Source organism: Algoriphagus sediminis (genome assembly GCF_030403435.1).
GTDB lineage: Bacteria > Bacteroidota > Bacteroidia > Cytophagales > Cyclobacteriaceae > Algoriphagus > Algoriphagus sediminis.
In genome coordinates this window covers 714,146-734,464 of sequence record NZ_JAUEPH010000002.1, presented here as the reverse complement: position 1 = coordinate 734,464, position 20,319 = coordinate 714,146, and the positions used below count along the sequence as shown (strand labels likewise).

Sequence of the window (20,319 nt, the reverse complement as noted above, 5' to 3'; positions counted from 1 at the left end):
TTTATCTTTTAGGAGCTCTGCTCTTTGTTTTGAGCTCGGCATCTTGAATTTTCCTACCCAGCTCATCGTCTTTGGCTAGTAATAGCAGGTCTTGTTCCAGTCCTAAAACCTTTAGCACATTCAATATATTTCCTATGCTCACGCCAGGATCTCCTTTTTCTATTCTTACCAAAGTAGACCGACCAATTCCCGAACGCTCCGCAACTTGCTCGCTACTTAGCTTTCTTCTTAATCTTGCCAGCTTTATCTGCTCACCTACCATGGATAGCAAGCGTGCCTGTTTAGGTAATAATGAAGGACTTGAATTTGCCATAATGTTCTATTATTGAAACAAATATAGATTTTTTGTATCATTAATAATACATTATAGTGTTTTTTAAAAAATTGATTGATCTGGGTTTAAGAGAACTTGATGGAAAGATCAACCATTTATCTTCGATGGTTTTTATTCATTTCTGATCCCATCATGCTTCTCATCTGTTTGAATTGTTGACGAGTATAAAAACCCTTTTCTCTTGCCTGGTAATTCAATTTAAACTTATCAGGATCATCAGATTCAAGTTTTTTTCTTCCCAGGTATTTATACCAGGCGATTTCATGTTCTGTGGTGGGTGATTTTTCGCCTCTTGCACTTCGGATAAACTCTTTCTGGGGTTCACTTACAGGTTCAATCAGACCAAGGGTCAAAGCTTCATACCAATGGCCAAACCTCCTTAGGTTTTCTATTTCTTCAGGACTGAAAATAGCTAAACTCACATCTATGGTAAACTCTCCGGACTGATGCAAATACCTGAGGTGATCTGATAAAGTGCTCATTTTTAAAAAAATAAATTCAAGACTAAATTAAAAACTAAACATATAGCCTACACTTATAAACCAAGAAGTATCCAAGTCCTGGACTAGTACCGAGGGTTTTTCAGTAAACATACCTTCTGGTAGCCCTTCCTCAAATTCCTTGGCTAAAACATCCACATAACCTCTTGCCCAACCCACATCAATTACCAAATGATTCTTTTCTCCAAAGGAAAGCCCTCCTCCATAAAGCATTCTTGCCCTGATATCCTCACCCAAAGAAACACCTGTTCCTACACTTGCATGAATCCCTACATAAAGACTTCCCAGCCTAAACCGCCGTCCTGCATGAAATAAGGCAGATACTCCTATTTCTCCTTCTTGTGGGTTTTCCTCTAGCACCTTAAACTGTTGCGTAGAATCAGTGACATTGATGGTTTCAAAACCTACCCTTTCATTGCTTAAACCTGAGAAATACATTCCCGGTCCCACTGCCCAATACCAGGGTGATTTTCCAAATTTCACAGGTGAAAGATGATAAACCTGAAGATTTGAAGCTGAATCCTTTGGGATAAAACTCATTTTGAGCTCAGCTTCATCGCCGGTAAACTGGATGGGGAGTGAGGTAAAGGTATTATTAGTATAAAGATGAATTACAGAAGTCAAAATCTTATTTACGTTGTCTGTACTTATTTGTGTGATGGCCTTTGATAATCCCGCCTTCAGTGTAGAATAGGCTTTTTCCGTTTTTTCTTTCTCTTGTTTTAATTGCGTTACTGGTCCAATGTCACCCTTAAAAAAATCAATTATATCAGATTGTTGAAAGAAATCAGTAAACGCTTTAAAGTCCTTGCTGTAAGAAGAATTAAGTGAAGATAATTCTGTTTTAATCTGCTCAAAGGCCTTTATTTTTTCATCTATCTTAAAGTCTGTGAGATCAAAATCAGCTGTTTCTGATTTTGCTTTAACCTTGAAAATCATTATGTCAAAGCGTTCTTCATCTATACGATCAGTCAAGGCCTTAAATTTTTCACTTTCTACCCTTACTTGGGCTTGTTGTTTCTCCAAGAACTCTCTTATCTGTTCTGGAATATTGTCGGCAAACTCTAAAGACTGTTGAGCGGCAATAGGCTCAATTTCAGAAGCAGACAATTCTTTTACCACACCCTCTAAACTGGAAATATCAATCGATCCAAAAACAGGAAAATCTATCGCAGAACTATAATAAACCGAATCCTTGATGGTCATCTCCACTCGGTAATTATTCAAATTGATATTATGAACCATCACCTGATAGAAATCTCCTTTCTCCATCCACTTGGGAATCGTGATTTCATCTGGATCCGAAAAATTAAATTCTATTTTCCGATCAGATGATTTAATGGGTTTAACTTGAGACTGTACTTGAATGGAATAAACCAGGCAAAAGGCCAGGAAAAGATAAAAAGGTTTCATGTCGAAAAATTTAAAAAACACAGAATAAAAAATTTCTTTTAAAACTGCAAACCTAAGTATATTTTGTTTTAAGAACTGATTCGAACAGACATCTCATAGGATATTTATAGCCCTAGAATGAAACAGAATGGCCTTGTTTTATAGAAATAAGTGAAGGGTGGCTAGAATTACCTTATAGTGGATTGCATTGATCTCAGAGTTCAGGAATAAATGTCTGAAAAGTAATGCCAATTAATTTTTGAAAACTCGGTCTTTGCTCGCTCCTCAATCTTTCTCAGAATTGATCTCCGATGTCCTGAACCAATTAACATCAAACCATTTTTAACATCGTTTCCCTTACAACAGGTGTATACATTATCCAAAATAACATCTTCCCGTTTTAAAACCACTTCTCGATCTTTGTGATACTTGTCCTTTAATTTAGGGTCGTTTAGTTTTTCTAAAGCCGCATGAATTAAAGAAGCTTGTTTTTCCATATTCATGTCATTCGAATCATCATTCAAATAAGAAAAACCATACTCACCTATAACGGTTTGAACCTGGTCTAGAAAACTTCTAAGCTGAAACGATTCATATCCCGCGCCATAAAACAGCTTATCAAAAATGGAGTTTTGTATACTTTCATAGTTTGGTGGCTTTTGATACGTATCTACCGGAATATGTGGCACATCGTATTTTGACACGTATTCCCGAATAGCCATGGATTCTAAATTGTTGAGGGTTTTCTCTTCATACGCCTCCTGATAAAGTGCTTCCGAAAGTTCCTCGAAAATCACATCGGGCTTTACCCTTTCTATAATTTTTAAGAGTGCCTGTACATTACAGGCTCCATGCTCTTTATGCCTTGAAAAGATCAAGGTGATTTTCATAGCTCCTCAATCTCCTTCTCAATCAACTTAAATTGGTCTTTTACTTCTTCACCCATGTAAAAGTCCAGTAAGTCTTTTTTGGTGAGTGTGCCCGTTTCGAAGAAACGGTTTAGGTACAACTGATTGAACTCCATGAGCTGCATGGATTTATCCAATTGCTTTAGTATAGCCTTGTTGTTATCAATGTTCTTCTCAACTAATGACTTGATAGAACGCACCTCCTGAATGTCTTTAATGATGCGAGTTAAGATGAAGCTCAAGGTTTCTTTATCGAAGTCTGTTTGTTTGGCGTTAATGGCAATGTCTCTGGCCAACATGTAGGCGATGGCTAGATTGGTGTAATCTCCTTTTTGCGAATCGATGATGGCAATGAAGCCGATCTCGGGAATGAAGCCGACATTCTCGGCAAACTTGAGAATAGAATTATCTACCAATGAACGATCTAACACAATGATGCTCACCTTGGCTTCACGGTTGGCTTGGGCCTCCATTAACTGGCTCCAGGCGGTATCTGTCTTGCGAATGAAAATGTCTTTGCTGTCTATTGGACCAAGTTTGATGCTCTTATCAAACTTACACTCAATAGCAATCTTGAGTTCTGGTGTACCATTGACCTCACAAACAATATCACCGGTTTTATTTTTAGGAATAGTGCCAGCAGCATTGCCCGTAAGTAAGGCGCGGTCTTTCATTTTCTTTTCTGCGAAATACTCATTTAAGAACTCTGCAATATCATCTTCTGCCAAAACTCCTTTTATTGTGGACTTATAGAAGAGCTCTTGCTTCATATCAAAGATCATTTTGAGGCTCTCTAGCTCTGTGCCCAACTCGTTAGATGTTTTGGAAAGAAAAGAAGAAAAACGGTCCTCCATTAAGGCTAGCACACCGATATAAATGGCTTTTAACAGTTTATCGTCTCTTTCAGCCGCTGGAATAGAATCAAAGTAGTTGAAAACGATTTCATTATCGAGTTCAAATGAACTTATCTCAATTCGTTTATTTTTCTGATTTAATCTCATATTCGCTGTTATTCTAAAACAAATCGTTTATCCGTTATTCCATTCTCTTTAACCCATTGCTGATAGTATTCAAGCATCCCTTCACATCCGTTTTCAAATGCTTCTTGATCTGCCTTTTTAGATAGCAATTCATCAAGCAAACTTTCGATTCTATCTTTTAATCCCTTGTCGGTAAAAACAGCATGATAAAGAGCGTAGGGTTTGGCACTAGATGAAGGAAGTTTGACTTTACCATCTTTCACTCGTACTCCGAAAAGTTCCAATTCTAAAGTTGTAATGGATAATCTATGGACAATGCGCAATCCACCTTTTCTAGAATTCTCAATCTCATCAAACAAAACCTTGTTGAAGGTCCAAACTCCATTAGGTTTACCAGCCTTATTCTTAGGATAATCTGAATCATGAAGAACAGAAAAATCTACTTTGAAGTGAGATAACATTTTGATTAATGGCAGAATTGTAAACTTTCCTCTTGCTCTGATGAAAAGTGGACGAGCCGATATTGGATACTTTTCACTTTCTATTTCCATAACCCTTTGGAATCCTGCAAACTCAGTGTCTCCTTCGATGATTATAGGGTACTGACCAAAAAACATTTCTGATAGATTTTGATCAAATGTGTTAAGTAAGGTTAATTGATCCTTTTCTTCTGGTGAAAACGATATTGAATCTGAACGATAAGTTTTGGGAGAAGGAGACTTTTTGTTTCTGTCTAGCCTTACAATTGTTGTGTTATCCTCAAAGGGATTTATAAATAGAGGGCTATGGGTAGTCAGCATAATTTGCCATGAGTTACTTTGTGCTAGCTCATAAAGGTACTTTGATGCGGCTCTAATTCCGTTTGGGTGTAATGCAACCTCTGGCTCATCTATTAATAACATAAATCCAGGCAGGAAAGAACCTTCGTTTTCTTGCTCTATTTGGCCTTCAGGATCCAATCCTTTTAATTCTTCATATTCCGCCAGTAGAGCTTCTATTTTTGCGGTCTTATCGGCTTTTGTCGCTTCTCGGACTACATTATCCCGCTCTTTTTCAAGTTTTCTTATTTCTGACTCAATTCTTGTGCACCTTTTTTCAGTCTCTGACTTTAAGGTATTAATAGATTGTAACCGAGATCTAACCTGGAGTAATGACCAGAATAAGGCTCGTTTTGAACCAGTCCCTTGTTGAACCCAGTTTACGGTCTGTTCAAATTCTGTAATAGTCAGATTTGATCCTCTTAACAAGTAATCAATTGGATTTATATCAATTTCTGCTAGCCCAATTGAAAGATCAATTCCCAAATTCGGGAAAACTGATGAATGGCTTTTTGAAATGTCATTTCCATATTTTTCAATTTTCTCTTTTTCAGCCTCTACTGGCTTCGTAGCCTCGATATTAAATGCTTTTAGGGCTTTATTTAATTCAGATTTATCATCTTCTAATTTTTTCTTTAATGCTAATCCAATTGGTTCAACTATTAATTTCAACAATTGCTTTAACTCTGCTTGTGGGCTTTCCAAAGCCCCAATTCTAAACGGTATTGGCAATCGACTTTTAAAAACATTGTCCAAGCCAGCGGCATTACCCTCTTCAGCATATTCACCACTTTCTGGGTCATAGGTTTGCCTTGTTTTGTTACCCTCTTTATCCCAAGTCCATTTGCTCTTAATTCTTCTGAAATCTCCATCAACCTCTTTCCACTTTTCTGCAATATTTTCTACCCCTTCTGGAATGTGGACGGAAATTTCTATTGATGTTTCTTTATCTGAATAGTTACACCTATCCTTTTTGGTATCATAATTCACATTGCCAACGGCTAGTTCGTACGCACGGAGAACTGTTGATTTTCCTGTATTATTATTTCCGACCAAGCACAAAATATTGTCCAAATCAACAGTTAGTCCTTCATCGCCAATACACCCGAGGTTTTTAATGGTAATGTCGAGTAATTTCGATCTCACGTTTGTTATATCTACAGTTCAGCAATAACCCTTACCATTCTGCTGTCACCAACAGAATAACCCGGACGTGTTCCGTCAAAACTATCGTCTAGTATTTCTAAATACTCAATTTTTGAAAGGCTAAATAATCCCCAACATGGTACTGATCCGCGTGCACTATCTCCTGCGGTTTGATATGCAGAAAGTGTTTCTTTCCCTGTTTTGGAAACACCTAAGGTATGCGGTTCAACAGTTCTTGAATACCCATCATATTCAAATTCGAGGAGATTTCTGTTTTCAATGGCTTTGATAATTGTGTCTTTCATGATATTTGGGTTTAATTCATTCGTTCTATCACACTCTCCGGCACTCTTACCTTCCCACTAATCAATTGCGGTAATAAGGTATCGCGGAGTTGGGTAAGAGTTTCGGTTTCACTTTCATTTGCTTCTTGCTTATTGAAGTACTTAGTAACCAGTGAATCAAAAGATTCTAAAATCGCCTGACTGGGCAATAAAATATCCATACTATTCAATTGAGCAGTTGTCATACTGGGTACTGCTGAACCTTCATTCATTTCATCGAAATTCAACCGATTCATTGTGTAAAAGAAATACTTGGCGAAATCCTCCTTTTCCATGATGGTATAGAACATTGTATCAACAGACCAGAATGGGTGGTTGACATAAATAATATTATTCAAAGTGCCCTTTCTTGGGATGAGTACTGATTCATGATCATAAAGAGCTTGCTCTACATGTCGCATTATTCCTCCTGAGCCATAACATGGAATTTCACCTTCCTCAAGTTTCTTATGGTCTTTCCCATATTTAACACTTACTAATTCAATCAATTTCATCACCTCCCACTCCTCAGGGATCCATTTGTTTAAGGTTTCGTTGAAAACGAAGCTAGAAGGGAAAAGGGCTGATAGTGCTTGGTTGGTGTCGAGGAGTCGACCACCTCGCCCTGTGGGCACTCCTCCTTCCAAGGAGGAGAGTTTTTTACGCTTTTCAGCTTTAAACTGTAGCGCTTCTGGAATTTCATGACCTGCGGCTAAGGCATTGTCCAACACCGGATCAAAATCCACAAACCAGCTTTTGAACAGGGCTTGGGCCATAGCCTCCAGCGTTTGGTTCATCTGGCGGTTGAGTTCGATCTTTTCGCTCAGCTCAAAGTATGTTTCTCCAATATATTTTTGGATCCCTCTATCTTCTGGCACTTTCAAAAACAAACTGTCAAAGTCACCTTTCTTAAAATGTGGAATCATTGTTCCGACATGCATATTCTCGATCATTGTTAATGTTCGATTCTGTCTAAGCAGAGCAAATAGAAACTTTGAATCAACTATTCTTTCATTTGCACGAATGGCTAACATGTCTTGGGCAATGCAAAAATTGACAGGGTTGGGTGTCCATGCTACTCTGCCAGGAGAACCTTTGCAAACAAATATTATATCACCCGGTTCTGGGTGGCCTCTAAACCAATTTTTATAGGTTTCATTCGAGACATGCCTTACTTTTTCAAAAACTGGATACAGTGTATCCGCTTTTATGCAATTAGTAGCAATAAGAGGTAAACCAGTGTTACTGACCGGACAGGTTTTTCCTCTATTATCCACGATATTTGAAAGAAGTTCTTTGAAAGAATATGTATTAAATTTCATATCCCAACGCTTTTAGGTTTTCGCGAATGGCAGCATCCAAGTCTTCAGCTTCGGCCATTTGACTTTTCAAAGTAGTCGTCAGGTCAGTCATCTTGTCTTCAAAAGGAACTCCATCATCTTCTTCTTCGGCCACCCCTACATAACGCCCGGGAGTGAGCACGTAATCGTTAGCCTTAATATCTTCCAAGGTGGCAGATTTGCAGTAGCCGGCTATATCTTCATAGACCCCCTCCCGCTTCGCGGACTCCCCCTCAACAGGGGGAGAGTTTCTCCAATTATGGTAAGTACTGGCGATATGGGTAATGTCGTCTGTGGTGAGTTCTTTTTGGGTGCGGTCTATCATCGTACCCATGTTGCGGGCATCAATAAAGAGGGTTTCGCCTTCGCGGTTGCGGTAGCCGTGGGTTTTGTCTGCCTTCTTGTTCTTGGTCATAAACCACAAACACACGGGTATTTGCGTGGTGTAGAACAATTGTCCGGGCAGGGCAATCATACAATCTACCCGGTCTTTTTCTATCATCTGCTTGCGCAATTCGCCTTCGCCTGTGGTGCTCGTACTCATTGAACCATTGGCCAATACAAAACCTGCGGTACCGTTTTCGCTGAGTTTGCTCAGCATGTGCATGATCCATGCATAGTTGGCATTGCCGGTGGGTGGCGTGGTGTAGCCGGCCCAACGGGGATCGTCTTCCAGCTCATTCTTTTCGCGCCACTGGCTTTGGTTAAAGGGCGGGTTGGCCATGATGTAATCGGCCTTGAGATCGGGGTGCTGGTCTTTAAAAAAGGTGTTGGCAGGTACATCGCCCAGGTTGGCCGAAATACCGCGAATGGCCAGGTTCATTTTGGCCAGTTTGTAGGTTACGGCCGTAAACTCCTGCCCGTAAATGGAAATGTCCTTGGTGTTGCCCTGGTGGCTTTTCACAAAGTCGATACTCTGCACAAACATGCCGCCACTGCCGCAGCAGGGGTCGTAAATCTTGCCCTTGTAGGGTTCCAGCATTTCGGCAATGAGCTTTACAATGCACTTGGGCGTGTAGAACTCGCCTCCGCCCTTTCCTTCGGCTGCGGCAAAGCGCCCGAGAAAATACTCGTAAATACGGCCTACCACATCTTCTTCTTCGTCACCCGTGGTGTTGATATTGTTGATGGTATCCAGCAGGGCCGCCAGCTTGCTGGGGTCCATATTGAGGCGAGAGAAGTAATTGTCGGGAAGAGCACCTTTGAGAGAAGGATTGTTTTTCTCAATAGTATGTAGTGCAGTATCTACAATCAGCGCGATATCATCCTGCTTGGAATTCTCTATCACATGCGACCAGCGACTTTCAGGGGCCAGAAAGAAGACATTCTTCATATTGTAGAATTCCTTCATCTCCACATATTTCTCTTTGCCCTCGGAGATGAGTTCAGCTCTTCGCTCTTCAAACTTATCCGAAGCGAATTTGAGAAAAATCAGGCCCAGGACGACGTGTTTGTATTCGGAGCTCTCTACCGTCCCTCTTAATTTATTGGCGGAATCCCAAAGGGTTTCCTCCATGGACTTGGTGTTTTTTGGGGCTGCTTTTTTAGCCATTGTTAACCTTAATTTTTTAATTCTAGCTTAAAGCTAAGATTTCGGGTGGAATTTGAGGAAAAGAATTCCATGACTGTCATTTATTGTCTTGGGAAAATATAGGGCTTAAGCAAACTCAAGATTTGAAATTCTTGAATTTGCAGTTTACAAAAGCTTTGTAAACAAAAAATACCCAGTACTGGGTATTTAAGAACCAAATAAGGATCATAAATGGATTTTTGGAGAGAAAAGAGAAACTGGCCAGAGCCATCAATAGCGGAGCCTACTAAATAAAAGCGATTGGACAACTTCTTTCTAAAAGCTATTTTTACTCTAGACCTAAACCCAAAAACCTATGCAAAAGACTTTTCTACTCACCCTATTTCTATGCCTTGGACTGAATCTAGCCTACGCCCAAAAAGGCACCAAAGAGCGGATTAAGGTCCATAGCCTTGCCTTGGAGGGCAATCTAATCGGAGATCCGGCAGATCGAGATGTAACGGTTTACCTCCCTCCTTCTTATCAAACTGACCCGGACCGGCAATACCCAGTTCTCTACATGCTTCATGGGTTTACAGATAATGATTCCCAGTGGTTTGGTTGGGAGGATCACTGGATCAATCTTCAGAATGTCATCGAGCAGTCACTGGCTGCAGGGACGTCCAAGGAGATGATTGTGGTTATGCCAAATGCCTACAATACCTTTAAAGGAAGTATGTATGCGAGCTCACCAACCGTTGGAGATTGGGAAACTTTCGTTGCGAAGGAGCTGGTAAGCTACATTGACGCCAAGTACAGAACACTTCCTAATAAAGCCAGCAGAGGACTTGCCGGACACTCCATGGGCGGCTATGGTACCTTGCGTTTAGGGATGAAATATCCGGATGTTTATTCGGCCATTTATGCCTTAAGTCCATGCTGTATGGATGGAGGAGCAAGTACGAACCCTGAGTTGATTTCTAAACTCGAAGAGTTCACTCCTGAACAAATTGAGGATGCTTCATTTTTTGAAGTAGCGACACTTGCCACTTCAGCGGCTTTTGCACCTAATCCTCAAAACCCTCCTTTTTACCTTGACCTTCCGGCAAAGGATGGATCACCAAGGCAGGACATTATCAATAAGATCACAGCGAATCGCACGCTTACGGTAATCGATCAATACATTCCCAACCTGAAAAGGCTGAAAGCCATTGGGATGGATGCAGGAACAGAAGACAGAGGCATCAGTGAAGCCACCAAAAAGCTGCATGAGATACTAGACTCCTATCAGATAGAGCATCTTTACGAAAGTTATCAGGGCGACCATCTCAATCGTATAGCCGAACGCATTGAAACCAAAGCTTTACCTTTCTTTTCGGAACATTTGGCTTTTCAGCAGAGCACGGTTAGCGAAGTCATTGAAGATGGAGGTACTGGTGAATATCCTGCTGTAATGACCTCTGAGATCAGCTTACCTACTCATACCATCTTTAGACCACAGGATATAAATAGCTTTGGCAGAGCCAATAAGCTCCCAATTATCGCCTGGGGAAATGGTGCCTGCTTTGATTCCCCTTGGGAGCATGTCAACTTTCTAAACGAAATAGCATCCCACGGCTTCCTTGTGGTTGCGATTGGCACTATGCCCAAACAGACGGATGTTCGTTCCAAATCGCAAAAACTTCTTGATGGGATAGATTGGGCTATAGCCCAAAATAATGATCCAAGCAGTCCATATTTCCAAAAGATCGACATTGATAAGATTGCCGTGAGTGGTATGTCATGCGGAGGGCTGCAGACACTAGAAGTTGCAGGAGATCCTAGAATTTCCACTGTTGGGGTATTTAACAGTGGGGTCTTAAGAAACTCCGGAGGTGGAATGCCCGGGATGCCCCAGGTCAATAAAGACCAACTAAATAACATCAAGGTACCTACCCTTTACTTGCTAGGAGGAGAATCCGATATCGCTTATGGAAACGGGATGGATGATTTCAATCGGATCAATCATATTCCTGTTTTTGTGGGAAATCTGGATGTGGGACATGGAGGCACCTATGGGCAGCCTCATGGTGGAGAATTCGCGCGAGTTGCTCTCAAGTGGTATCAGTGGCAATTGAAGGGTGATGAGGAAGCAGGAAAACTATTTACCACCAATCCTCCAGGTTTGGCGAATTCAGAAGGTTGGGTAGTAGAAAAGAAAAATATAGATTGAGTTAATGTTATCTCTCTTCCGCCTGATAAAACACGTCTTGAACTGCTTCTCTTATACCCAAATCGTATAATTTTCTATGATCACGGTTTGGGTTAACCCGATTCGATAAGAAGATATAAGTAATCTTTTTTTTAGGATCTGCCCAAACAAACGTCCCCGTAAACCCGGAGTGTCCAAAGCTTTCAGGGCTTGCCAAATGAGAAGGGTATGCTTCGCCCAAAGGAAGCTCGGCATGGTTCAATAAGGGTTTGTCAAAACCCAGACCTCGGCGATTATCGTTTTCTGGAAATTGAACTTTGGTGAATTCCCGAACTGTCTCAGCTGAAACGAGTTGTTCCCCATTCACCTTTCCGTAATTCTGATAAAAAAGCATCAATTTCGCCAAGTCATTAGCCGTTGCAAATAGGCCTGCATTTCCTGACACACCACCTTTCAAAGCTGCATTTTCATCGTGCACCCAGCCCTTAACCAGGGTCTTGCGAAACAGGGAGTCGAATTCTGTAGGAACGATCTCATTTTCGAAATTTTGAGCCACCGGCAAATAGCCCAGAGTGGAACAGCCAATGGGATCATAAAAATTCTCCTTTAAATAACTTTGATAATCCATTGCGGTAAGCTCCTCTATAAGGCTTGGGAAAATCAAAAATGTCAGTCCTGAGTACAAATATTTCTTTTCTTCTGAAACTTTAGATCTATTAATGATCCGGTTCATTTTTCGTTCAAAGCGATCATTAATATAAATTCCATCATACACCTGTCCCCGGAATCGTTTGTCAGGTAAGTCCTGTAAAAATCTCTTTTTGACTTTCTCATTTTTCCGAAGCACGTTGTTTAAAAACACAATGTATGGAACCAAGCCAGCCTGATGAGCCAAAATCTCCCGAAGAGTAAGGTATTTTTTATCCTTTCTGTTTCTCCAAGGCTTCCAATAGGTGCTAAAAGGCTCGTCAAGATTTAGTTTTCCTTCATCTACCAATTTCATTAAAGCAGGTAAAGGCCCGGTAATTTTGGTTACGGATGCTAAATCATAGAGGTCATTTAAAGCGACCGCTTGCTTTTTTTCATAGGTATGAAACCCATAAGCTTTATGAAAAATAACCGTATCATTCTTCGCTACTAAAACCTGTGCTCCGGGAAAAGCCATGCTATCAATCCCCATTTGCATAATGGAATCCACTTTTTGGTTGATGAAATTCTCATCAAAACCTAGTTTAGAAGGTGAAGACTGGGGCAATTCTTTTTGAGCAAATCCGAGCTGGGAGTACAAAAGGATCAAGAGGAAAGAAATAGCTATTTTTTTCGGCATGCTGGAATTTAATCTTAAATATCTGACTAATCACCCTCTAAATAACTGGGTTTACTTTTAGAGTCATATTCCTAAGCAGTTTTTCTTTGAGAAACCAAGTCCTTCGCAAATGGTCAATTGAAGACTAAGAGCATTTATGATTTTCTGCTTTTTATATTTTGCTCATTTGGCTCCATCCGTGAATTGCTATTCACGGTAAGAATTATTAGCTTATTTAAACTTTTCGGCTGGATACAGCCATAGAATCAACTTTTACGAATTCAAATAATTACCAATTACTGAAATTTAAGGTAAGCCTAACTATTTAAATATGAAGAAAATCTATAAGAGTTTTGGGATTTTGCTGCTCCTGGCTATTCTTAGCAGTTGTGGAACGAGCACGGCATTTTTTGACCAAATGTCCTACAAGGAAACCATTTCTGCTAAAGTTGAAGCTTTGGCACTCATGGATAAAGCTGTTAATGATTACTCAAGTGAACAAGCGAAAATCGATGAAGTGAACCTTGCCATGCAGAAAATGTATGAGTACGAAAAGAATCGTGAGAATAATACCGAGACGGTCAGAATGTGGGAGATATTGCTGGATCCAGAAAAGAACCTTTACGGAGGTTTTATCAAAAGATGGGAATCAGAATCAAAATTAAGTAAGGTCTTCGTAAATGAGGCAAAACCTCAAATCGAAAAGGCATTCGACATTATCCTCGGTTTAGAAACCAAGAAAGTAAAACCAGAAGAAGCCAATTCATTTTTAAACAGCAACTGATATGAAACCTGATTTTGAAGCAATTTTTGAGGATTTAAAAACTGGAGCTCTGGAACTCTCCAAGCTCACTGTAAAGCAATACAAGGATGAAGCCCAGGCCGACGTAATGGCCTTTCTTAAAGATTCTAAGGAGTCTCTAAAAAGGTGGACTAGCCTTTTGGCTGCTGGGGAATTGACAGTTGCGGATTTTGAATGGTTAGTGGAAAGCCAGAAGGATCTCCTTCTCATGAATGGGCTTAAACAGACGGCGTTAAGCAAAATTCGTATGGAGCATTTTAAAACCAGCGTTCTAAACTTCGTGGTCGATACTGCCTTAGACCATGTGGCTAAGGAGCTTTCCTAGAGTTCTGAAACATAAGAATGCAAAAACTCCTCAGTGAAATCCGAGCCTGTGAAATTTGCAAACCTTATTTAAAAGATGGAGTTCGTCCCGTGCTTCGAGCAGATACAGCGGCACGTATCGCTGTAATTGGTCAGGCCCCCGGCAGCAAGGTTCACAAGTCCGGAATCCCTTGGGATGATCCAAGTGGAATTCGCCTGCGTGATTGGATGAAGGTGAGCCCAGACCAATTCTATGATGAAAAGATCTTTGCTATAATCCCAATGGGCTTCTGTTATCCCGGCAAGGGAAAGTCAGGGGATCTACCTCCAAGACCGGAATGTGCCCCGAAATGGCATAGACCATTATTTGACCAACTGCCAAACATTGAATTGATTATATTAATCGGTTCTTATGCCCAAAAATACTATTTGGAAAATGGTGTTTACACCACACTAACCAAAACGGTGAAGAATTTTAAAGATCATTTACCTCAATACCTTCCTTTGCCCCATCCTTCTCCCAGAAATAATTTATGGCTGAGAAAGAATCCCTGGTTTGAGAAAGACGTTATTCCAATTCTACAAGAAAGAATTGAAGAGATAATCAATAGATAATCTAATCTTCTTTAGATTCATCTTTTTCTTCAGGAAAGAAATACTTCTCATAAAAGGTTAGCATTCGCTCCCACTGATCGTAATAATCACTTTCTACACTAGCCCAGCCTGCACCATGACCACCTCGCATATAGTTCACCCAAGTGACGTCCTTACCTAGCCTTCTCATGGCATAATAAAGTTCACGGGTATTGGTTCCCGGAACATTCCAATCCCCTTCCCCAGTAAGGAGCAAATGAGGAGTTTTTATTCTATCAGCATACAAAACAGCTGTGGTTTGAAAGTACTTTAAAGGCTCATCCCAAAACTGTCCCCCTATCCGATCCTGTCCAACTTCTGCAGCTGCATAATTTCTGGTTCCGATCTTTGGGCTATCGCCCAAAAAGCTAATAATATTCACCTTGCCTGAGATATTTATGGCAGCAGCGAATCGATCCGTCTGAGTGATAAGTAAAGAGGTGGCATATCCACCATAGCTAGTTCCATGAATACCTACTTTATCATTATCAACTTTTCCTTCTTCAACAAGCTTATTTATGGCTCCAGCTACACCCTTCATCCAGGCTTCTCCGGGATAACCTTCTTCTAAATCTACTGATGGCCTTAGCCCAAAATAGCCTTGATTGGCAATAAGATTCATGGATGATCTATAGCCATTATTGAAAAAAGTCTCATAAACTTCCAGAACCAGTGGGTACTTTTTCTCTGGATCATAATCTACAGGGTAATATAAAATTCCTTTGAGCTCTTCCCCGTCCACATCCCGATAGGTAATGAGCTCAGATTTAGTCCACTTCTTTTCGCTTACCCATGGATTTAAATCAGTGAGGCGATTTTGGTTATCAAAAGCCAATGTGCTTGAGTAAACATCATCTGGTCGATCCCCATCAGATAAACTGTAAACGACCCTATCAGATTCATCAGCAAAACTCCAATTTGAATACAGGTCAGAACTAGTCATCAAATCTTCAAAATCGCCCTCTAAGATATTAAATCGCTGGATTCCCCGATTCCATTGATCTTTTTCAGAATAGCTCACATAAATGAAATTTTCATCCTCAGACCACTTAATATAATTTCGACTTGGTGCTTTATCTCTTTCCTCTTTTTTAGGTAGTTCATAAATTTGAGTCAGGTTATCACCATTCGAGTCAATAGTCCACCAGGCATTCTCGGATGAAAGCAAAAGTTGATTCCCTGAGGGGCTAAAGGAAGTAATCGAAAACTTTACCTCTTTTTCTTTCTCCTCGTCCTCGAAGGCTTTTCCTTTGGTGAGATTAAGAGGTTCTTCTAATGGACTTTCTAATGAATTGATTAAGACATTCCCTGAATCTAGCCAAGCGTATCTCAGCCCTTGATCGTCCCAGTCATAATTCCGCCTTTTTTCATTCCTCTCATAGATATACTTGACAGAATCAGGCGTCTCCAGGTCCAAATATCCTACTTGGTACTCCGATTCGTCATTTCGAGAATAAGACGTCTTATTTCGAATGGTCTCATTAAATCTGAGAAATTGGCCATTCTCTGAAAACTGAATTCCCGAATAGCTCGAAACCGGGAGAAGTTCAGAAATTCGTCCAGATTTTAAATCAATGGATACCAGTGAAGCTTGGGAAGCAGTGACTCCTATCTGATCCCACTTCAAAAAATCTGCACTTCCATCATAGACCACAATTGGTCCTTCGGTTGCTTCCTTATACTCTTCCATGGCTTTATCAAACCAATCTTCTTCCCTCATTCCAACTATAATGGATTCACCATTAGGAGAAGGAGTTATTCCAAAAACATCTGTAATACGATCGCTATTATTAATTTTAGGATAATCCACCTTGTTTTTTTTGACATTATAAGAGCCTAAGACCAACTCCTCATCCTTCTGTTCAAAGAAAAAAAGCGTTCCTCCATCTTCAGACCATGTCAAGTCCATTATTCTTGCCTGAGCACCAAAGATCTCCACCTGCTCACCTGATTCCGTGTTGATCAAAACCGGAATCCCAGGCCTTACATTTAAGTAACTCGGATCCCTAAATCGGAAATGATCTGTTCCAAACCTCGCTTTTCCGTCAGAAATAATACCTGCAAGCCAGATCCCGTCAGGGCTCAAAGTTTGGCTATTAAGAGATTTTACACGAAGGATATCTTCAACAGTGAATTCTGTTTGCTGAGCAAAGACTAGTGTTGAAAAGAGAAAGAAAGTGGGGATTAAAAGCTTAATTTTTTTCATAACAACAATTAAAGTTCCATGAAAATAAGTCTTATCGATTACTATCCTATCAGGATTTTTATAAAGGGTATCTTATAAGTCGATGCTTCAAGGGGCCTTGAGTTTGAGACAACCCATTGAAAGAAATGATAATTTATACTCGTTATGACCCAAAAAAAGATGCAGTCTTTAGCTTTATTTTGTCCATTGCACTGATATTGGCCATATTTTCAGACATTTTTTCTTTTACCTTTTCTATAGCCTTATTTGGTCTAATCATGACTTTAATTTCCTGAATCTTTCCCTTTTCATTCCATTTGATGAGGTCAACGCCATTGATTAAAACTCCTTCGATTTCGCAGGTAAATTCCAACATAGTATCAGTGTCTGAATGAATTTCACGGATATACTTAAAGGAATTATTTCCAATGCCAAAGAACATCTTATATGCACTTTTCAAATACAATGATGTTAAAGCCCTTCCTACTTGTGGTTTGAAAACCAAGGGGGAATAGAAAACAGTCTGCCTATCCAATAAATCCTTCAGTCCTTCTAAGTTTCCTGTCTTAAACAGTTCATTCCACTTTTTTACATTGTTCATGACTTCGATTGGTTAAGTGAATCATAAAATTCCATTTTCCACAAAAATCTATCTGAGACTCCATTTTTATAGAGATATGACAAATTAGTGCTATTTTGAACATTATTCAATAAAAGATTCCTTCCTACGCATTAATGGTTTCGCTTGCTAGAGAGTAATCAACTATAAGTGAAAATATTAACATGTCATAAATGGAAAACTTCTCACACGCCGCGACTATTCTACCTGCACGAGACATGTCAAAATCTATAGATTTCTACACGAAAAAGCTGGGTTTCAACCTGGAATTTTCTTGGGAAGATCCTGTGAGTTATGCTGTTCTTAGACGTGGAGAGGTAAATATTCATTTAAGTCTTATGGATAAAAATGCTGATTCAAAAACATTCAGATCCTTGATCTATATTTTTGTTCATGATATAGAATCCATTTATGAAGAATGTCTTAAAAAAGGTGTGGTTGTGGAAACTCCTCTAGCCTCTAGAGATTACAAAATGAAGGATTTCGACATCTCAGATCCCGATGGCCATCAAATAACCTTTGGATGTGGTGACTCCTGATTAAACTATCAGCACTTCAATTTAAAATTCCATTTTTCTTATTTAGGGAATCTTCTTTAATTTGAACCACTTTTAAAACAAGTAGTTATTACCCTATAGAATTAAACCGATTTAAAACAAAACAACACATAAAAGATGAAACTACGATTAGTTCAAATTTTCTCAATTGTATTCCTTTTAGCTAGCTGTGGCGGTGGCGGAAGCTCAGAATCAGAAAGTTCTACTACAGATACTGCTACTGAATCAGTTCAGGAGGATGTACCTGCTGAGGTTACCCTGGAGCTTTCCTCAAATGATCAAATGCAATATGATAAAGCTCAATTCAGAGTGAAATCAGGACAAAAGGTAACCCTAACCTTAACACATACTGGCCAAATGGATAAGGCTGTAATGGGTCATAACTTTGTTCTTCTTAAGAAGGGTACCGATGTTGCAGCGTTTGCAACAGAGGCCATTTCCGCAGCAGACAATGAGTATATTCCAGAAAGTGATGCTATCATCGCTCACACTTCCCTAATTGGAGGCGGAGAAACTACTTCGGTTACGTTTGATGCACCGGAGCCAGGAATCTACGATTACATCTGCAGCTTCCCAGGACACTACTCCATCATGAGAGGAAAATTCCTCGTAGAGTAATTGAAATTCTAAAATATAATTAAGCCTCGGGTCAGACCCGAGGCTTTTTTTGTTTTGAAGCATTCTAAAGGGAAGGATAAATGGGTAAATTCGCACCTAACTCAGCACTATTGAAATGAAAAAACTATTAATAGCATCGCTTTTACTTTTTGGCTTTGCCTGCACAGAAAATGATGAGAATAAGGAAGAAGAGCTTGCTCAAAAAATATCCAGAATTGAGAATGGGCTTCAGCCAAACCTCCAAATAGAAGGTGATAGTATCCCCAGATTTAACATTAAGAGCCGCCTAAAGGAATTAGGGATACCCGGTGTGAGTATAGCCGTGATTTATAATGGTGAAATCGAATGGGCAAAAGGCTATGGTATAGCAGACAGTTCTGAAAACCGAAAAGTCACCTCGAAGACCATGTTCCTAGCAGGTTCCATAAGTAAACCTGTTGCTGCGCTTCGAGCCCATCAACTGGCCGAGCAGGGCATTATTCATTTAGACTCAAATGTGAATAATTACCTAAAGAGCTGGAAACTTCCTGAAAATGAATTTACCCAGAAGGAAAAAGTTACCACTAGACGAATCCTGAATCACACAGCAGGGCTTACCGTTTGGGGTTTTCCCGGATATGACAAGGGTGACACCGTTCCAACGGTACCCCAAGTTTTGGATGGAGAAGGAAATACAGATTCTGTTCGGGTATATAAAGAACCTGGGGAAAGCTGGATGTATTCTGGCGGTGGATATACGATTATGCAGCTAATGATTACTGATCTAGAATCTTCAGACTTCCCTGAAATAATGCAGGAGAATGTTTTAAATCCTATTGGTATGACAGGCAGTACCTTCGCTAACCCCTTGCCTGATGAGTTTCATTCCATCGCAGCCACAGGTTACCGTTCAAATGGCGCCGAGGTGGAAGGAAAATGGCCAATTTATCCAGAAATGGCTGCAGCAGGCCTATGGACAACTCCCTCAGAATTAATCCTTTATGCCAAGGAGATTCAAAATATTTACCAAAACAAAGAGAATGGTATCCTTAAAGTATCTACGGTAGAAGAGATGTTAACTCCCGGATTAGAAAACCATGGCCTTGGCCCAGGAGTGAATGAGTTTACCTTCGGACATGGCGGAGCAGATGAAGGCTTTCGGGCCAATCTAGTTGCTTGGAAAGACCAACCTGTGGCAGTGGTAATTATGGTTAATTCAGATAATGGAAGCATAATTCAGGAAATTCTCCTCAGCATAGTAGAGGAATATGGACTGCCAGGGATCACCCCAAACAAAAAGAAGGTGGTTCAACTGACTGAAGATGAAAGAAATAGATTTGTAGGCACCTATAAATTCGAAGATTTCGGCGAGGTTTATATCACACTAAAAGAAAATGGTCTAAATATAGAAGGGAATGTTTTGGATAAACCCGCACTACTCCTTCCCACTTCTGAGACCAGCTTTTTTGATAAGAATGATGGTACTACTTTCGAGTTCAATTTAGAAAGTGAAAAAGTGACAGGGCTAGAAGTTCAAGGATTCTCTGCTGAAAAAATTAAATAAGGCAACCATTCACTTCTTTTTAATTAAATCAATTTCTGGTAGGAACTTCAAAAAGAATCTGAATTCGGCAAAAGCCGCTAAAATCTAATGTTAAAATAAAATTACTTGAATCTTCGAAATAATTGGCGATAACACTCTGCAGAGTCACCTTTTTACTCTTTAATTTTTTTCTCTGGTAATAGTATCCTACAGATTATTAAAAAATGTAGAGACGTTTTTGTATTTCAAAGAAAGTAATATGTTGTTAGCATGTCTTCAGCGAAAGTACAAAATAATAGTTTGATTTTACTTCATTATTGGCTACTTTACAG

At 39.9% G+C, this 20,319-nt stretch carries 19 protein-coding genes; 7 read left to right on the top strand and 12 right to left on the bottom strand.

Features of this window, described 5'->3' with window-relative positions:
• Position 1 precedes the first annotated feature (1 nt).
• The 9 genes from QVH07_RS06445 to QVH07_RS06405 all read right to left on the bottom strand — a co-directional run bounded on the left by QVH07_RS06445 (position 2) and on the right by QVH07_RS06405 (position 9,293).
• Positions 2-313 (bottom strand): helix-turn-helix transcriptional regulator, encoded by a 312-nt coding sequence (locus QVH07_RS06445; RefSeq protein ID WP_289999336.1) that lies wholly within the window; start codon positions 311-313, stop codon positions 2-4.
• Positions 314-429: 116 nt separating this feature from the next.
• Complete coding sequence (gene maoP, locus QVH07_RS06440; RefSeq protein ID WP_289999335.1) at positions 430-816, bottom strand: DUF413 domain-containing protein; 387 nt, start codon at positions 814-816, stop codon at positions 430-432.
• Between the two features lie 27 nt (positions 817-843).
• On the bottom strand, positions 844-2,247 hold the full coding sequence (locus tag QVH07_RS06435; protein ID WP_289999334.1) for a hypothetical protein: 1,404 nt from the start codon (positions 2,245-2,247) through the stop codon (positions 844-846).
• Between the two features lie 200 nt (positions 2,248-2,447).
• A complete protein-coding gene (locus tag QVH07_RS06430; protein WP_289999333.1) occupies positions 2,448-3,116 on the bottom strand; it encodes a hypothetical protein in 669 nt (222 codons plus the stop codon).
• The gene (locus QVH07_RS06425; protein ID WP_289999332.1) at positions 3,113-4,135 is read right to left on the bottom strand and encodes a hypothetical protein; all 1,023 of its coding nucleotides are present in this window, start codon (positions 4,133-4,135) and stop codon (positions 3,113-3,115) included. Before QVH07_RS06425 ends, QVH07_RS06430 begins: the two co-directional genes overlap by 4 nt.
• Before the next feature lie 8 nt (positions 4,136-4,143).
• Positions 4,144-6,078 (bottom strand): ATP-dependent nuclease, encoded by a 1,935-nt coding sequence (locus tag QVH07_RS06420; RefSeq protein WP_289999331.1) that lies wholly within the window; start codon positions 6,076-6,078, stop codon positions 4,144-4,146.
• An 11-nt stretch (positions 6,079-6,089) separates the two neighbouring features.
• A complete protein-coding gene (locus QVH07_RS06415) occupies positions 6,090-6,383 on the bottom strand; it encodes a WYL domain-containing protein (RefSeq protein ID WP_289999330.1) in 294 nt (97 codons plus the stop codon).
• An 11-nt stretch (positions 6,384-6,394) separates the two neighbouring features.
• Positions 6,395-7,723, bottom strand: a complete 1,329-nt coding sequence (locus QVH07_RS06410; protein ID WP_289999329.1) for a restriction endonuclease subunit S — start codon at positions 7,721-7,723, stop codon at positions 6,395-6,397.
• A complete protein-coding gene (locus tag QVH07_RS06405; protein ID WP_289999328.1) occupies positions 7,713-9,293 on the bottom strand; it encodes a class I SAM-dependent DNA methyltransferase in 1,581 nt (526 codons plus the stop codon). The genes QVH07_RS06410 and QVH07_RS06405 overlap by 11 nt, the downstream gene beginning before the upstream one ends.
• Positions 9,294-9,627: 334 nt before the next feature.
• Between QVH07_RS06405 and QVH07_RS06400 the strand changes: the two genes are divergently transcribed.
• Positions 9,628-11,463 carry an alpha/beta hydrolase-fold protein gene (locus QVH07_RS06400; protein ID WP_289999327.1) on the top strand — a complete coding sequence of 612 codons (1,836 nt, stop codon included), beginning with the start codon at positions 9,628-9,630 and terminating at the stop codon, positions 11,461-11,463.
• Positions 11,464-11,470: 7 nt separating this feature from the next.
• Here QVH07_RS06400 and QVH07_RS06395 read toward each other — a convergent pair whose 3' ends face one another.
• The gene (locus QVH07_RS06395) at positions 11,471-12,769 is read right to left on the bottom strand and encodes a serine hydrolase domain-containing protein (protein ID WP_289999326.1); all 1,299 of its coding nucleotides are present in this window, start codon (positions 12,767-12,769) and stop codon (positions 11,471-11,473) included.
• A gap of 310 nt (positions 12,770-13,079) precedes the next feature.
• Here QVH07_RS06395 and QVH07_RS06390 point away from each other — a divergent pair, with 310 nt between their 5' ends.
• From QVH07_RS06390 to QVH07_RS06380, 3 genes are read left to right on the top strand one after another with little or no spacing between them, the layout of a single operon-like run.
• Positions 13,080-13,532 (top strand): hypothetical protein, encoded by a 453-nt coding sequence (locus QVH07_RS06390; RefSeq protein WP_289999325.1) that lies wholly within the window; start codon positions 13,080-13,082, stop codon positions 13,530-13,532.
• 1 nt (position 13,533) lies between these two features.
• Positions 13,534-13,875, top strand: a complete 342-nt coding sequence (locus tag QVH07_RS06385; RefSeq protein ID WP_289999324.1) for a hypothetical protein — start codon at positions 13,534-13,536, stop codon at positions 13,873-13,875.
• Between the two features lie 17 nt (positions 13,876-13,892).
• Complete coding sequence (locus tag QVH07_RS06380; protein WP_289999323.1) at positions 13,893-14,468, top strand: uracil-DNA glycosylase family protein; 576 nt, start codon at positions 13,893-13,895, stop codon at positions 14,466-14,468.
• Position 14,469: 1 nt separating this feature from the next.
• Here QVH07_RS06380 and QVH07_RS06375 read toward each other — a convergent pair whose 3' ends face one another.
• Together QVH07_RS06375 and QVH07_RS06370 are read right to left on the bottom strand one after the other, a co-directional pair.
• Positions 14,470-16,692: an alpha/beta hydrolase family protein gene (locus QVH07_RS06375; protein ID WP_289999322.1), complete on the bottom strand. Its 2,223-nt coding sequence runs from the start codon at positions 16,690-16,692 to the stop codon at positions 14,470-14,472.
• Positions 16,693-16,834: 142 nt separating this feature from the next.
• The gene (locus QVH07_RS06370) at positions 16,835-17,272 is read right to left on the bottom strand and encodes a hypothetical protein (protein WP_289999321.1); all 438 of its coding nucleotides are present in this window, start codon (positions 17,270-17,272) and stop codon (positions 16,835-16,837) included.
• 191 nt (positions 17,273-17,463) lie between these two features.
• Here QVH07_RS06370 and QVH07_RS06365 point away from each other — a divergent pair, with 191 nt between their 5' ends.
• The 3 genes from QVH07_RS06365 (at position 17,464) to QVH07_RS06355 (ending at position 20,008) form a co-directional block, all read left to right on the top strand.
• Entirely contained in the window at positions 17,464-17,829 is a 366-nt protein-coding gene (locus QVH07_RS06365) for a VOC family protein (protein WP_289999320.1), read from the top strand.
• Between the two features lie 135 nt (positions 17,830-17,964).
• Positions 17,965-18,465 carry an azurin gene (gene azu / locus QVH07_RS06360; protein ID WP_289999319.1) on the top strand — a complete coding sequence of 167 codons (501 nt, stop codon included), beginning with the start codon at positions 17,965-17,967 and terminating at the stop codon, positions 18,463-18,465.
• A 115-nt stretch (positions 18,466-18,580) separates the two neighbouring features.
• Positions 18,581-20,008 (top strand): serine hydrolase, encoded by a 1,428-nt coding sequence (locus QVH07_RS06355; protein WP_289999318.1) that lies wholly within the window; start codon positions 18,581-18,583, stop codon positions 20,006-20,008.
• The last annotated feature ends 311 nt before the right edge of the window (positions 20,009-20,319 follow it).